Source organism: Campylobacter sp. P0085, assembly GCF_002139495.1.
GTDB classification, from domain to species: domain Bacteria; phylum Campylobacterota; class Campylobacteria; order Campylobacterales; family Campylobacteraceae; genus Campylobacter; species Campylobacter devanensis.
Genome location: NZ_MJKB01000005.1, coordinates 156,964 through 172,131, shown reverse-complemented (window position 1 = coordinate 172,131; position 15,168 = coordinate 156,964). Strand labels below are relative to the sequence as shown.

Sequence of the window (15,168 nt, the reverse complement as noted above, 5' to 3'; positions counted from 1 at the left end):
AATAGAGCCTTATAATTTGGTATAATATTGTAATTTGTGTGCAAATTTTAGGAAGAGTTATGAATATAGAGTATTCAATCAGCGAGATTAAAAAAATCTCAGCATCGATGTTTAAAAAGAATTTTCTAGGTATTTTTCACGGCTCAATATCGGCAAGAATTGAGCATAATCAATTTGTTATTAATAAAAAAGATGCGATTTTTGATGGACTAAATGATAATGATTTGACACTTTTATATTCTAAAAAAGATTATAGATGGAATGATGCAAGCATAGATGCTGATATCCATCTAAATATCTACAAAAATATAGCTGAGGCAAAATACGTCTGCTATTCAATGCCACCATTTATTACTGCTTATAGCATAAATCATTCATTTTTGGAGCCAAAAGATTATTTTGGCTATATGAAATTTGGTAATATTTTTATTTATGATCCAAAAAGATTTGATGATTGGTATGAAAGAGCGCCATCAGAAATTTATCGCTATATGATAGAAAAGCGTACAAATATCGTAGTTATCAAAGGTTATGGAGTTTATCTTTATGAACGAACTGCACATGATTTGGCTAAATCAATAGCGCTTTTAGAAAATAGCTGCAAACTATTAAATTTTTCAAATGGATTTGCAAGTTGATTTTTGGGTAAATTAACTTTAAGAAAAATTTGATTTTAATGTTGATTTTAAGGTAATTTAAAAGCAATTTTTGCTAAAATAAAGCCTTTAGAAAAAAGGTGATTTGATGATAACTTGGATGCAAAAACACAAGAAATATTTAGTTGTTACGATTTGGGTTAGCACTATAGCTTTTGTTGGTGCTGGATTTGTAGGTTGGGGTGCCTATGATATGAATACCAATCGTGCTAAATCGGTAGCTAAAGTTGGAAATAGAAATATTTCAATTGGTGAATTTCAACAAAAATATGGTACTATGTATGAGTATTATATCAATGCTTCTAATGGCAAATTTAGCAAAGAACAAGCCGAACAAATGGGGCTTGATAAGATTGTATTGCAACGATTAATCCAAGATAATATTATGTTAAGTTATGCTGATGAACTAGGGTTAAGCATCTCTGAGGAAGAGATAATTTTAGCTTTAATGAGTGATGCTAGTTTTTTGACTGATGGCAAATTTGATAAAACAAAATACGAAAATGCATTAAAACAGGCTAGAATTTCACCAAAAGATTATGAACAAAATTTAGCTAATAGTCTGTTACTGAAGAAGCTTTTTAGTGCTATTAGAGTTGATGTTAGCGATAAAGATTTAGATATGTTAGCAGCTAGCTACTTTATGCAAGATAAGGTATCTGCGCAGATTATTTCCCTAGATAGAAATAGTATAAAAGTAGATGAAAATGAGCTAAAATCAATCTGGGAAAAAAATAAAGATAAATATCTAACCCAGACAAAATACAATCTCAAAGGCAAATTCATCCCAAAAGTTGTAAGCGATGAGAATTTAACCTTATTACAAGAGTATTATGAAGAAAATAGAGCTCAGTATAGAGATGGATTTGATAAAATTTTAAGCTTTGAAGCGGCAAAAGAGCGTGTAAAAGATGATTACGATATGAGACAAACAAGAAAATTAGCCTTAAGCGAATATCTAAAAGCCAAAAAAGGTGAAGTGGAGCTTGAATTTGATCTAATTGCCTTAGATGATGATTATGAATTTGAAGCACAAGAGCTGAAAAATACTCAAATCGGCGAATATATAAAGCCAGTTAAATATAGAATGAACTATCAAGACGGATATCTGATATCAAGATTGGATTCTAAAGATTTGCCAAAGCCTATGAATTATGAAGAGGCTAGAGAGTTAATAATAGATGAGTATATAGATAATAAACTAAAAGATAGCCTAGAGATTAAGGCCAAGAGAGCTTTAGATAATTTTAGTGGTAAAGATATTGGATTTGTATCTAGGGATTCTATGCCGCAGATTGATGGATTAAATGAAAATGAAGTGAGTGAGTTTATAAATTCAATCTTTGCAAGAAATGTAAAAGATGGCTATATAATTGTAGGTAATAAAGCTATAATATATAAGATCACAGATCAAAAATTAGCAAATGCTAATGATATATCGCAATATGAAAATTTATTAAGCAATAGTGCTTATAATATTAAAAATGAACAGCTAATAGATGATTTACTCTCATCACTTCAGCATAGATATAAGATAGAACAATATTACAAAGGTCAGTAGTCGTGGGAACTAAAATTTTAGGTATTGATATCGGTTCTACGCAGATTTGCGCTGTGATGGTAGAACACGAGCCAAGGTCATTAGAAAATACTATAAAAGTTATCGGTATGGGAACTATCAAATCCCAAGGACTAAAAAAGGGCTCAATCACAAATATCGAATTAGCTTCAAATTCTATAAAATCAGTCGTAAGCAGCGTAGTACGGACAGCTGGAATTAAATTTGATAAAGTTATAGTCTCAATATCTGGTAAAGATGCAAAAAATATTAATTGTAAAGATGTGGTAAATATTCCTGAAAAAGAAGTAACAATCAAGCAGATTGAGCGCGCTATTAGTTCAGCTGAATATAAGGTAAAAATTCCACACGATTATGAAATTTTGCATACTTTACCATATAATTTTAAAGTAGATGAACAAGACAATATAGAAGATCCACTTGGTATGAATGGTACTAGGCTAGAGGTGCAAGCTCATATCATTGCTGTGCAAAAATCCGCTATTATGAATTTACGAAAAGCGATAGAAAAAGCTGGATTAAAAGCTGATAATATTGTATTATCCGGATATGCTTCGGCAATTTCTACATTAAATGAAGATGAAAAAGCTTTAGGTACAGTATTAATTGATCTAGGTGGTTCTAGCTGTAATATGGTGATTCACTCAGGAAATTCAATTAGATATAATGATTTTTTATCAGTTGGAAGTTTAAACATAACCACTGATATATCTACAGTACTTCACACTCCACCAGCAGTAGCTGAAGAAGTAAAAATAAAATATGGCACATTAAAGCCTAGAAGTAACGAGCTAATAGTATTGCCTGATTTAGGAGATGAGAACTCTAGTCACGAAGTAGATATTAGTGTAATAATAAATGTTATATATATGCGTGTTGAAGAGGCTTTAATGATACTTGCTAAGATGCTTAGCGAGAGTGGATATAAAGAGTATGCTTCAGCCGGTATTGTGCTAACTGGTGGTATGGCTAAGATAGAAGGGCTTAGAGAGTTAGCTACTGCAATATTTGATAATATGCCTGTTAGAATTGCTAGACCAAGAGAGTTTAGCGGTTCTATTGATGTCTTTCAAGACCCAGCAAATTCATGCGCAATTGGACTTTGTCTATATGGTGCTGGATATTTTACTCCATATGAAATAGACTCTGAGCGAAAGCTACGCCACAAAGATGAGATAGTATTAAGACCAAATCCATTTGTGGAAACTAAAGAATTTGATGAGCATATCCCGCAGACTATTCCAAGTAATAATTCAGCTAATTTTGATGATGTTATGCCTAAAGTTCAGCCTAAGCAAAAAATGGAACTAGATCTTAAAATTGATGATAATGGCGACAAAGATGTCCTAAAAGAGAATATTGCCCTAGAAAAGGTCAATTCTGTCTCTAAATTTATGAACTATTTAAAAAATTTATTTTAAAAAGGGGCTTGTGATGAGTGGTTTTACAGTAGAAGAGAAACAAAATGTTTATGGTGCAAAGATTAAGGTTGTAGGTGTCGGCGGCGGCGGCGGTAATATGATTAATCATATCATTAGAGAAGGTATACATAACGAAGATGGTATGAAAACTGTGGATTTAATTGTAGCCAACACAGATGCGCAAGCACTTGATAGTTCAGCAGCCCCAAATAAAATTCAACTAGGTGAGAAAAAAACTAGAGGCTTAGGTGCTGGTATGCAACCAACTGTAGGCAAAGAGGCTGCAATGGAGAGTTATGAAGATATTAAAACAACATTAGAAAATTCTGATATTGTATTTATCGCTTCTGGATTTGGCGGTGGTACCGGTACTGGCGCAGCTCCTATTGTAGCTCAAGCTGCTAAAGAGATTGGTGCGCTAACTATTGCTGTAGTAACTACCCCATTTAAATTTGAAGGTAGCAAGAGAATGCGCTTAGCAGTTGAGGGTATAAACGAGCTTAAAAAAGAGTGCGATAGCGTAGTAGTTGTACCAAATGAGAAATTAAGTAATATAGTAGATAGAAAAGCTGGAATTAAAGATAGCTTTAAAATTGTAGATAGTATTTTAGCGCGTGCAGTAAATGGTATGAGTTCAATCGTTCTTAGTCATGGTGAGAGTGATATTAATCTTGACTTTGCTGATGTAAAAACTGCTATGAGTCATAGAGGTCTATCACTTATGGGGGTAGGAGAAGCTCAAGGTGATGGCGCAGCTCAAGAAGCCTTAAAATCAGCTATGCAATCTCCATTATTAGATGATATGGATATAAAAGGTGCGATGGGTGCTATTGTACATTTTACCATTCATCCAGATTGTCCAATGAGCGATATGACTGAGGCGATGGAGATTATTGAAGCAGCTGCTGATCCTGATGCAGATATATTCTGGGGTACAAAATGTGATATAAATATGCCAGTTGATAAAGTTTTAGTAACTTTAGTAGCTACTGGTTTTTCAGATAGCAATGTAGCTAAACTTCAACCATCTACCGCTACTGCTAATGCAACTACAGTAGCAGCTACTAAAGAGAGTACTCCAGTAAAAGCTGAAGAGCCAAAAGAGAGTATATTTAGTTATCGTAGAGTTTCAGGTTTGGATTTAAATATTAGTAGCGATGATTTAGATATTCCAACAATTAGTCGTCACCAATTAGATTAATAAATTTAGCCCCTTTATTGGTGGTCAAGCTTAAATTTGGCCACCAACTCTTAAATCTATCTTTTATTTATAACTTAAATTTAACTACAAATTCCAAAATCTACCTTTTATTTAAGCTAAACTGAATATAATTATAAATCTAATTTAAATTTAAGGTGGTAACATGGAAATTACACTCAATTTTTACTCCACTAATTATATTTACCAAACTAGCATAGCTATAGTAACCACTCCATTTAAATTTAAAAATAATGAACAAATTCAACTTGCTACTAAAAATATTAATGAGCTTAAAAAAATGTGCGATGGCGTTGTAGTTATCTCAAATGAGAAATTAAGTGATATCACAGATAGTAAAGCTGACCCAAAAGATAACATTGAATCATTTGATACTATTTTAGCGAGTGCAGTAAATGGTATAAGCTCTATATTTCTTAGTCATAGTGAGTACGATATCAATATTGATTTTGTTGATATTATAACCATTATGAGTAGTATAGAATGTTTCTTGACGGGTATTGGCGAGGCTCAAGGCGAGAAGGCAGCTCAAGAAGCCTTAAAATCAGCTATGCAATCTCATCTTTTAGGTGGTATAGATATAAAAGGCACAATGGGTGCTATAGTTAATTTTACTATACATCCTGATTGTCCGATGAGCGATATAGCCGAAGCTATGGAAATTATAGAAGCAGTTGCTGATCTTAATGCTGATATATTTTTGGGGACAAAATGCGATACAACTATGCCGATTGATAAAGTTTTGGTAACCTTAATGGTTGCTGACTTTTTTGATAATGTATTTAAACTCCAATAAAAAAGAGCTCTAGCTAAGACATAAGAATAGATATTAGTAGTGAGAATTTGGGTATTGGCTATTATCAAAAATTCTCATAAATGCTTTATTGTTTAAATAAATTAAATATAATAGGTATTAATATTAAATTTTAAGGATTTAAATGGAAATTACACTCAATTTTTACTCCACTCTTTGTGCGATGGTTTTTGTTTTGTTATTAGGTACTTTCATCATCAAGCATGTTAAATTCCTAAGAGTTTATAATATCCCTGAGCCTGTTGTGGGTGGGATTATTGTGGCTATTTTGTTATTTATAGCTAATAAATATATTGGGATTAGCTTTAATTTTGATGGTTCGCTTAAAGATCCATTAATGCTTGCCTTTTATGCTACTATCGGTCTTAGTGCGGATTTCGCCTCTTTTAAAAAGGGTGGAAAGGTAATTATCGGATTTTTATTTATTGTAACTGGGTTATTGATTTTACAAAATTTAGCCGGTATCGGTGTGGCTTTGGCAATGGGTGAAAATCCTATTATAGGAATGCTATCAGGATCTATCACAATGAGTGGTGGGCATGGTACGGGTGCAGCGTGGGCGGCTGAGTTTATCAAAGAGCCTTATAACTACGCTCCAGCTATGGAAGTAGCGATGGCAGCGGCTACATTTGGTTTGATAGCAGGCGGAATCATAGGTGGACCTGTGGCTAGATATTTGGTTGTGAAAAATAATCTAAGCGGACATCGCTTAGAAGAAAAGGACGATCCAACTCTTTTTGAAAAGCCTGAAAAACGAAGATTGATAACATCTTCTTCATTTGTGGAGTCTTTGGCGTTGATTGCTATATGTTTGCTAGTGGGGACTGAGCTTAAAAAAATTGTTACATTTGTAACTATGCCTACATTTGTTTGGTGTTTGCTTACTGGTGCTGTGCTTAGAAATATCCTATCAGCAACCAAAATTCACACAGTATTTGATCGTGAAATTTCTGTGATTGGCAATGTGAGTTTATCTCTATTTTTGGCATTTGCTTTGATGACTATCAATATCGCTCAACTTATCTCACTAGCACTTCCAATGCTAACAATTCTTATAGTTCAAATTATCCTTATGATATTATATGTTATATTTATCACTTTTAGATTTTGTGGTAAGAATTATGATGCGGCTGTGCTATCGGCTGGGCATTGTGGATTTGGTCTTGGTGCTACGCCTACGGCACTTGTAAATATGCAAACGGTAACAAAACATTATGGCCCAAGCCATATGGCGTTTATCGTTATTCTATTGGTTGGGGCGTTTTTCATAGATATTATAAATGCCTTTATAATTTCAGCAATGATGGGATTGCCTATATTTAATTAACCCCTAAGGCGGCAAATTCGGGGCGATACTCAAAATGCATTGTATCAAAATGCTCCCATCTGCCGCCCCAGATAAATCCATTTTTTTCAAATACCTCTACTATTTTATATGGAATTTTGTTTTGATAGCCATCTTTACTCCATAGCCAGTAGTGGCTATTTGCTACATTTATATCTATAGCGATTCCCCAGCTATGCGGTGATAGCCTGTTGGTTTGGGCTATATTTCTATATTTAAATGTTCCGCCGATATCTTTAAGATAGATAATCAAATTTGGCTCATTTTTTACCAATATATCAAGCTCATCGCTGACTTTTTGTAGTGCTTTGGCTGCGCCATTTAAGGAGTTGAATTTGATCTTTTGGTTTAGGCTATTTTTTAGCCAGATTACTTCGCTTAGATTAGCCTCTACTGCTTCTTTGCTATCGCCATAAATTGCGTTAAAAAACTGCTCATTTCTTATCCGTCCAGCGTCTGTTAACTTAGAGTTTAAAGGCTTTAAAAGTGGGTAGTTGAGAGCAAACATATCTTTTATACTTGGGTTATTTAAAATATCGCTACTACCGATCTCATATGGCATATATGAGTTGTTGGCAAATATTATATTATTGTTTTGAAATTTGATATTGTAGCTATTTTGTAGGGCTAGTTTTGGATTTGGGGTTAAGATATTCATAGACTCTACAAGGCTTAATAAAAGCGCTTTTATATCACTTCTATCCTTGCCAATCTCGATATCAGTTATAGCTGTGCGACCTATGACTGCTCTAGAGTTGTTTTTGGTTTTTAAACCCCATGAAGCGTGAGTAACGCTGATTTTGCCATCTACTACGCCGGTGTAGAGCATGATATGGCCACGCATATACAAAAGCGTAGCATAAGGCATGCCAAATTCAACTATTTTGGCCTTTTTGGCTTCATCTGATAACTCTTTTAAATCTATTATTTGAGCGATTTGGGATTGTTGTTTGGAGTTTCGTGGTAGCCAAATTCCAAAACTAGCAAAATAGTCTTTGGTAAAAGCAGAGCAATCTCTAAGCTCATCGAGTCCGCCCCAGCCGTAATTCATCCCTATCATCTCATTTAATATTAGTTTAGCGTTTTTGGAGTTTAGCTCTAAATTTATAGTGGCGATATCTTGGCTGATTTTATAGCCTTGTGGGGTGATGAAGTTGCCATTTTCAATCTTTGTATATGGGACTAGGCCGCCGATTCTTGAGTAAAATAGAAATTTATTAGATTGATCTTTTATAGCGACTCTATCTTTGATAAATATGCCAAATTTGGATTTTCTAAACTCATTAGCCTCTTTTTTGTTTAGAATCTTGATATCGTTACTGGCTACAAAGCCGGTAAATGAGTCGCTTTGGATAAATGCCCACGCACCATCAAGGCTAAAATGTGATACCAAAACTGGATGAAAGGCTTCTAAATTTGAATCTTGTAAGTAATCAAATGGATATCCCTCGCCTGGCCTACTATCCAAAAATAGTCTCTCTTTGGTAGGAAAACTCCTAACGGCGGTATCTCTAAGGATTATTGCAGGTTTTAAAACTCTTTTATAAGCTGCGAAATTCGCATTTTGTCTGTGTCTATCAAACCACTCTTGATCACGCAAGATATGGCTCTCTCCATAATATTTTTGCTTATCATAAGTGTAGGTATTAAACGCCCACATAGCCTCATTTATATCCACATCAAATCCGCTATCCCAAACGCTAAAATATCTATTGATTAATTCATTATTATTTGATTTGAAGTTTAGAGTGGTATCAGGTAGGATATTTGCACTTTGATTAAAATCCAAATCAAGCCTTAAATTTAACTCATTTAGCGTATAGCTCTGTTTAGCGCAGCCCAAAAATATAAAAATTATTAGAAATAGTAGTGAATTTTTCATCTTTATCCTTAATATTTTTTGGGTATAATTCTAACAAAAATAGGATAAATAGTTTGTTAAATTGTATTATAGAGCTTCTTAGGGATAATAATCTATTTTTAACTGGTGGTGGCGGAGTAGGCAAGAGCTATACCACCAAAGAGATTATGCGAATTTATAAAGATAATGGTAAGAATATTGTAGCACTTGGTAGCACTGGGATTAGTGCTGTTGGGATCGGTGGGGTGACTATACATAGCTTTTTTAAATTTGGGCTTTGTGCTAATCATATGGAGCTAAAAGCTCTTGATCTTAAGCAAAAATCAAAGTTAAAAGAGTTATTTGATATTATCAAAAATATCGATCTTTTGATAATTGATGAGATATCTATGGTAAGTGCTGAATTGATGGAGATGATATCTTTGCGTCTGATGCAGGGTGAATTTAAAGGGCGGCTTATGGTTGTAGGGGATTTTTATCAGCTCCCACCTATTAAACGCCAAAAAGATGATATGACATTAATAAAATTTAACTATGCATTTGACTCGACAGCTTGGTATAATTTTAAATTTAAAAATATTGAATTGGTAATATCTAAGCGTACATCAGATACTCAGTTTTATTCTATGCTTTCACGCATTAGACTAGGAAATATTGATGCTGAAATTTACAAAAAACTAAGCTCAAAAATTACAAATGAGATTGCCAAAGATAGCGTAATTTTATATGGTAGAAATGCTGAAGCTGATGCATTAAATGCTAAAAAATTAGCCCAGATTCCAAATCAGCTTGAAACTATAAGTGCAAGTGGTAGAGTTTATGATGAGACACTGCAAAACGATGCTTATACTAAATGGATAAATAATCTAAATGTCTTAAGTGAGCTTAAGATAAAAATTGGTGCTAGAGTTATGTTTTTATGTAATAAATGGGGCGAGTATTATAATGGCGAACAAGGCATTATCAAAAATATTAATAAAGATGATAATGGCGTGGTAGTTAGCATAAGTGTACTAAAAGATAGCGGAAATATAGCCGATGTAGAGCCATTTACATATTCACTTTTTGAGTATGAAAAAGATGATGAAGGCGGTATAAAAGAGAAATTGCGGGCTGAATTTACTCAGTTTCCACTAAAATTAGCCTACGCTATTACAATCCATAAATCACAAGGTATGAGTATAAGGCGTTTGGTATGTGATTTAAATAATATTTTTGCTAATGGACAGCTTTATGTAGCACTATCACGAGCAATTAGCTGGAATGATTTAAGTATAATTTATACACGCAAAAGAGATTTTTACTCATATCTAAAAAGTGTAGTAAATATAGATAAATGCGTAGCTAGGTTTTATGAAAAAGAGAATTTTATAAAGGAAGGAATATGAAAAAAATTTTTATGTTTTGGCTAATTTTATGTGGAATTAGCTTTGGTGATGTGGTGAGTGTAGAGGGGTTTGAGAGTGATTTATACTCCAAATATGATGTAAATAATCTTAAAAAAATATCAATGGATTTAGAGATTATAACTAGAGATGATAATGTGGCAAGAGCGCCTATTTATGATGCTTTAAATATTGTTGTAGGTAGCTTTTATGCTGAAGATATTATGACCTCAAAGGGCAAAGAGAGCTTTAAATCTACTCTAACAAAATATATAGATAAAAAGCACTCTATAACAATCGATGATATATATATCATTAGGCTCAAATTTGTCGATGAAACTAATGTTCAAAAGATTCTTGATGCTATAAGAGATATGCACAACAAGGGTGATTCAACTCAGCCTAATTTGCCAAATTTACCAAAGATTGAAAATCAACTCTTAGATGGTAGATTTTAATAAAAATTTTAATTGCTAATAATATCGTAATTGCTTGGAATTTGTGGCGTTAAAATATCCTTGCTTATTATTTTATCTTTGCTTATTTGGGTAAATTCAATTATAGCTTTATTGCCTAGTTTATCCTCATAAGCAATGAGTTTTGGTAGTGAGTTTTGCGTTATAATATCATAGACTACATCTTCATAAACTGCTTGAAAATTATCATCGCTAAGCTTTTTGGCGTTTTTTAGTATTTTAGTGATATCTGGAGAACTTTTTAGGTTAGTAATTATGGCTTGTTCTAATTCTGGTTCTATGATAATAACTTGATTATTGCTAAAATATATTAGTTTTTGCATTGGTGTATTATATTGCCAAAATGCACCAAAATCACTATCAATAGCTAACGACCCAGTATATATTATCTTTTGGTCTTGACTGGTGATAGTTTGAGTAAATTCGCCAATTAAACTTTTAAATGTTAACTCATTAGCTCCAAAAAGATTTAAAGATAGGATAAAAACAAGTATAAATTTTCTCATATTTTGCCTTAAATTTGAGTATTTTAAATAGATGATTTTAGCTAAATTTAGCAAATAAAAGCTTAAATTTAAGGGATTTTTAGATAAAATAGCGACTTATTTTAACTACAGGATATAATATGCTTTCATTCATAGCTAGAAAAATATTTGGAACTAAAAATGATAAAGAGATTAAAAAATATTATAAAAGAGTAGCCAAAATTAATGCCTTAGAATCAAAATATGAAGCCTTAAGTGATGATGAATTAAGGGGCGAATTTATTACTTTGCAAATCTCTTTAATAGATGGTAAGGTTACTAAAGATAGCATATTAAATGATGTTTTTGCTATTGTTAGAGAGGTCTCTAAAAGAGTTTTAAATATGAGACACTTTGATGTGCAACTAATAGGCGGTATGGTTTTAAATGAAGGCAAGATTGCAGAGATGAAAACTGGTGAGGGCAAAACCTTAGTAGCGACTTTGCCGGTGGTGTTAAATGCTATGGATAAAAAAGGGGTTCATGTAGTTACAGTAAATGACTATTTAGCCAAAAGAGATGCTACTCAAATGAGTGCTATATATAATTTTTTAGGCCTTAGTGTTGGTATTATAGTAGGTGGCGAGTATGATGATACAAAGCGTAAAGCCTCATATGATGCTGATATTACATATGGTACAAATAATGAATTTGGCTTTGATTATCTGCGTGATAATATGAAATTTGAACTATCTAGCAAGGTGCAAAGAGAGCATAATTTTGTAATTGTAGATGAGGTTGATAGTATCTTAATAGATGAGGCTAGAACTCCATTGATTATCTCAGGGCCTACTAATCGCACATTAGATGGGTATATAAAAGCTGATGAAGTGGCTAGAGCGATGGTAAAAGGCGAGCCAGCTGCTACACCACAAGATAAGCCAACTGGGGATTTTATAGTAGATGAAAAGAGTAGAACTATAATAATAACTGAGGCTGGAATCGCTAAAGCTGAACAGCTATTTGGTGTAGAAAATTTATATAATTTAGAAAATGCAATCTTAAGCCACCATCTAGATCAAGCTCTTAAAGCTCATAATCTATTTGAAAAAGATGTACACTATGTAGTTCGTGATGAAGGCGTAGTAATTGTAGATGAATTTACAGGAAGACTTAGCGAAGGTAGGAGATTTAGTGAAGGCCTTCATCAAGCCTTAGAGGCCAAAGAGGGTGTAAAAATCCAAGAAGAGAGCCAAACTTTAGCTGATATCACTTTTCAAAATTACTTTAGGATGTATGGAACAATTGCTGGAATGACTGGTACAGCACAGACTGAAGCAGCTGAATTTGCTCAAATTTATAACTTAGATGTAATCTCTATCCCAACTAATCTACCAATTAAAAGAGTTGATAAAGATGATTTAATATATAAGAGTGAAAATGAGAAATTTAAAGCTGTAATAGAAGAGATAAAAATAGCAAATGCTAAAGGTCAGCCAGTGCTAGTAGGTACTGCAAGTATCGAAAAGAGTGAAGTATTTCACAAAATGCTAGTCAAAGAGCGTATAGCTCACTCTGTATTAAATGCTAAAAACCATGAAAAAGAGGCGCAAATCATTGCCGAAGCTGGAGCCAAAGGTGCTGTAACTATTGCAACTAATATGGCTGGTCGTGGCGTGGATATCAGAATCGATGATGAGGTTAGAGCGCTTGGTGGGTTATATATCATAGGCACAGAAAGGCACGAGAGTCGCCGTATAGATAATCAATTAAGGGGTCGTGCTGGTCGTCAAGGTGATCCCGGTGTTAGTAGATTTTATCTAAGCTTAGAAGATAATCTCCTTAGGATATTTGGTAGTGATAAGATAAAAGCTATTATGGAAAGACTTGGAATCGAAGAGGGTGAGAGTATAGAGAGTAGGCTAGTTACTCGTGCTGTAGAGAATGCTCAAAAGAAAGTAGAGAGCTTGCATTTTGAGAGTAGAAAGCATGTCTTAGAGTATGATGATGTAGCAAATGAACAAAGAAAAACTATATATAAATATAGAGATGAGCTATTAGATCCAAATAGCGATCTTAAAGAGAAAATAATCTCAAATAGAGAAGATTTAGTATTAATGATGTTAAGTGAGGCTGATGTTATAGAAGGTGGGTTAAGCGAAGATTTTGATACGAATAGATTAGCTCTTGTGGTAAAAGAAAATAGTCTAATTGATATTGATCCAAATGAGCTTAAAGGTCTTGATTTTAATGAGCTTAAAGGATTGATTATAGATAAATTGGCTGCTGATTATGAGCTAAAGATGTCGCAAATAGATATTGAACAAAGAAAAGGGATTGAAAAATTGCTATATCTTCAAATTTTAGATGCGGCATGGAGAGAGCATCTATATCAAATGGATATCTTAAAAACAGGAATCGGCCTTAGAGGTTATAACCAAAAAGATCCCCTAACAGAGTATAAAAAAGAGAGTTATAATCTATTTATGGAGCTTGTGAGCAAGCTTAAAACAGATAGTGCAAGAGCCTTACAGGTGGTTAAATTTAAAATAGAAGAGCCATCGCAAGAGCCAAAATCTAAAGATATAGAAACGCCAAAAGAGAGCCTAAAAACCGGTAAAAAACCATCTCGCAACTCGCCTTGCCCTTGTGGTAGTGGATTAAAATATAAAGAGTGTTGTGGTAAGAGTGGGCCAAAAATCGGAGTCTTTGCCTAGTGGTTAAGTATCTGCTATTTAAATATCTACGATTTGATAAGTCTCAGCCATTTATCACACTATCGGCGATTTTAGCTTTTTTGGGGGTTAGTGTTGGGCTTATGGTGCTTATAATTGCTATGGCTATAATGAATGGTTTTGATAAAGAATTTGAGCGTAAGCTATTTACTATGAACTATCCAATCACGATTATAAGCTATATGAAAGGCTCTATCGATGATAGCGATGTAGCTAAGCTTAAAGAGCAGTTTAAAGAGCTTAAATTTAGCCCATATATCTCTACTCAAGCTATTGTAAAACATGGCAATAAGCTTGAAGGCGGTCTATTGTTTGGAGTAAATTTTGATTATGAAAAACAGATAAACTCTGTGGTAAAAGAGGCACTTAGCAATACTACTCCAAGTGGTTTTGAAATTCTTCTTGGCAAGGGAATTGCTGATGATTTTGCCCTTTCGCTTAATGAGAAGGTTACTATGCTATTTATGCAGCTTAGTGCTGGCGGGTTAGTATCTATGCCAACGATGAAAAGATTTAATTATGTAGCTAATTTTAGCTCCGGATTAATCGCATATGATAAGGCTTATTCTTATACAGATGTTAATGCTTTGGCTAAAATTTTAGGCTATGAAAGTGGTAGATATGATGGAATTCATATCTACTCAGATAATCCAAAGAGTGATATTGTCAAATTAAATCAAAATCTATCCCCAGGTCAAAGAGCTATTGGATGGTGGGAACAAAATGGTAATTTTTTTAGTGCTTTAGAGCTAGAAAAAAGGGCGCTTTTTATTGTTTTAATGCTTATTATTTTGGTAGCTAGTTTAAATATCATTAGCTCACTTTTGATGACTGTGATGAATCGTCGTCAAGAGATTGCTCTTTTGCTTGCACTTGGTGCTAGTAAAAGCGAGATTAAAAAAAGTTTTTTTGTTCAAGGTGTTGTAATCGGAGGAAGCGGGATAATTTTTGGTCTTATTTTGGGGCTTTTTGGAGTGTGGTTGCTAGGTAGCTTTGATATAGTAAATTTACCTGCTGATGTTTATGGAAGCTCAAAATTACCAATGGAGTTAGCTTTAAGTGATTTAGCAATGATCTTGATTGGTGCGATAGTAATTGTTTTGCTATCATCATATTATCCAGCCAAAAAAGCTAGTAATGTAGATATTTTAACTACCTTAAGAAATGAATAAATTTACTTAGAGTTTAGTAGTTTTTGGCACAATATTAGGTT

Annotated in this window: 12 protein-coding genes; 10 read left to right on the top strand and 2 right to left on the bottom strand. The window is 33.5% G+C overall.

Features of this window, described 5'->3' with window-relative positions; translation table 11 throughout:
* The first annotated feature begins 59 nt into the window (after nt 1–59).
* The 6 genes from CIGNP85_RS07055 to gltS all read left to right on the top strand — a co-directional run bounded on the left by CIGNP85_RS07055 (nt 60) and on the right by gltS (nt 7,016).
* A complete protein-coding gene (locus CIGNP85_RS07055) occupies nt 60–638 on the top strand; it encodes a class II aldolase and adducin N-terminal domain-containing protein (protein WP_086226298.1) in 579 nt (192 codons plus the stop codon).
* Between the two features lie 106 nt (nt 639–744).
* Nucleotides 745–2,217 carry a peptidylprolyl isomerase gene (locus tag CIGNP85_RS07050; protein WP_086241022.1) on the top strand — a complete coding sequence of 491 codons (1,473 nt, stop codon included), beginning with the start codon at nt 745–747 and terminating at the stop codon, nt 2,215–2,217.
* A 2-nt stretch (nt 2,218–2,219) separates the two neighbouring features.
* The gene (ftsA, locus tag CIGNP85_RS07045) at nt 2,220–3,656 is read left to right on the top strand and encodes a cell division protein FtsA (protein WP_086235898.1); all 1,437 of its coding nucleotides are present in this window, start codon (nt 2,220–2,222) and stop codon (nt 3,654–3,656) included.
* A gap of 13 nt (nt 3,657–3,669) precedes the next feature.
* Nucleotides 3,670–4,857, top strand: a complete 1,188-nt coding sequence (ftsZ, locus tag CIGNP85_RS07040) for a cell division protein FtsZ (protein ID WP_086224826.1) — start codon at nt 3,670–3,672, stop codon at nt 4,855–4,857.
* A gap of 163 nt (nt 4,858–5,020) precedes the next feature.
* On the top strand, nt 5,021–5,671 hold the full coding sequence (locus CIGNP85_RS07035; protein ID WP_086287649.1) for a hypothetical protein: 651 nt from the start codon (nt 5,021–5,023) through the stop codon (nt 5,669–5,671).
* A 142-nt stretch (nt 5,672–5,813) separates the two neighbouring features.
* Nucleotides 5,814–7,016: a sodium/glutamate symporter gene (gene gltS, locus CIGNP85_RS07030; protein WP_086287647.1), complete on the top strand. Its 1,203-nt coding sequence runs from the start codon at nt 5,814–5,816 to the stop codon at nt 7,014–7,016.
* Here gltS and CIGNP85_RS07025 read toward each other — a convergent pair.
* Nucleotides 7,009–8,916 carry a bifunctional C40 family peptidase/M15 family metallopeptidase gene (locus CIGNP85_RS07025; RefSeq protein WP_086287645.1) on the bottom strand — a complete coding sequence of 636 codons (1,908 nt, stop codon included), beginning with the start codon at nt 8,914–8,916 and terminating at the stop codon, nt 7,009–7,011. The two genes, gltS and CIGNP85_RS07025, sit on opposite strands and share 8 nt — an antisense overlap.
* A 53-nt stretch (nt 8,917–8,969) precedes the next feature.
* Here CIGNP85_RS07025 and CIGNP85_RS07020 point away from each other — a divergent pair, with 53 nt between their 5' ends.
* Entirely contained in the window at nt 8,970–10,283 is a 1,314-nt protein-coding gene (locus tag CIGNP85_RS07020) for an ATP-dependent DNA helicase (RefSeq protein WP_086268708.1), read from the top strand.
* Complete coding sequence (locus tag CIGNP85_RS07015; protein ID WP_086235903.1) at nt 10,280–10,738, top strand: hypothetical protein; 459 nt, start codon at nt 10,280–10,282, stop codon at nt 10,736–10,738. The genes CIGNP85_RS07020 and CIGNP85_RS07015 overlap by 4 nt, the downstream gene beginning before the upstream one ends.
* Before the next feature lie 8 nt (nt 10,739–10,746).
* Here CIGNP85_RS07015 and lolA read toward each other — a convergent pair whose 3' ends face one another.
* Complete coding sequence (gene lolA, locus CIGNP85_RS07010; protein ID WP_086228147.1) at nt 10,747–11,262, bottom strand: LolA-like outer membrane lipoprotein chaperone; 516 nt, start codon at nt 11,260–11,262, stop codon at nt 10,747–10,749.
* 119 nt (nt 11,263–11,381) lie between these two features.
* Here lolA and secA point away from each other — a divergent pair, with 119 nt between their 5' ends.
* Both secA and CIGNP85_RS07000 read left to right on the top strand, forming a co-directional pair.
* The gene (gene secA / locus CIGNP85_RS07005) at nt 11,382–13,937 is read left to right on the top strand and encodes a preprotein translocase subunit SecA (protein ID WP_086287644.1); all 2,556 of its coding nucleotides are present in this window, start codon (nt 11,382–11,384) and stop codon (nt 13,935–13,937) included.
* On the top strand, nt 13,937–15,127 hold the full coding sequence (locus CIGNP85_RS07000) for an ABC transporter permease (protein WP_086224818.1): 1,191 nt from the start codon (nt 13,937–13,939) through the stop codon (nt 15,125–15,127). Before secA ends, CIGNP85_RS07000 begins: the two co-directional genes overlap by 1 nt.
* Nucleotides 15,128–15,168: the final 41 nt, after the last annotated feature.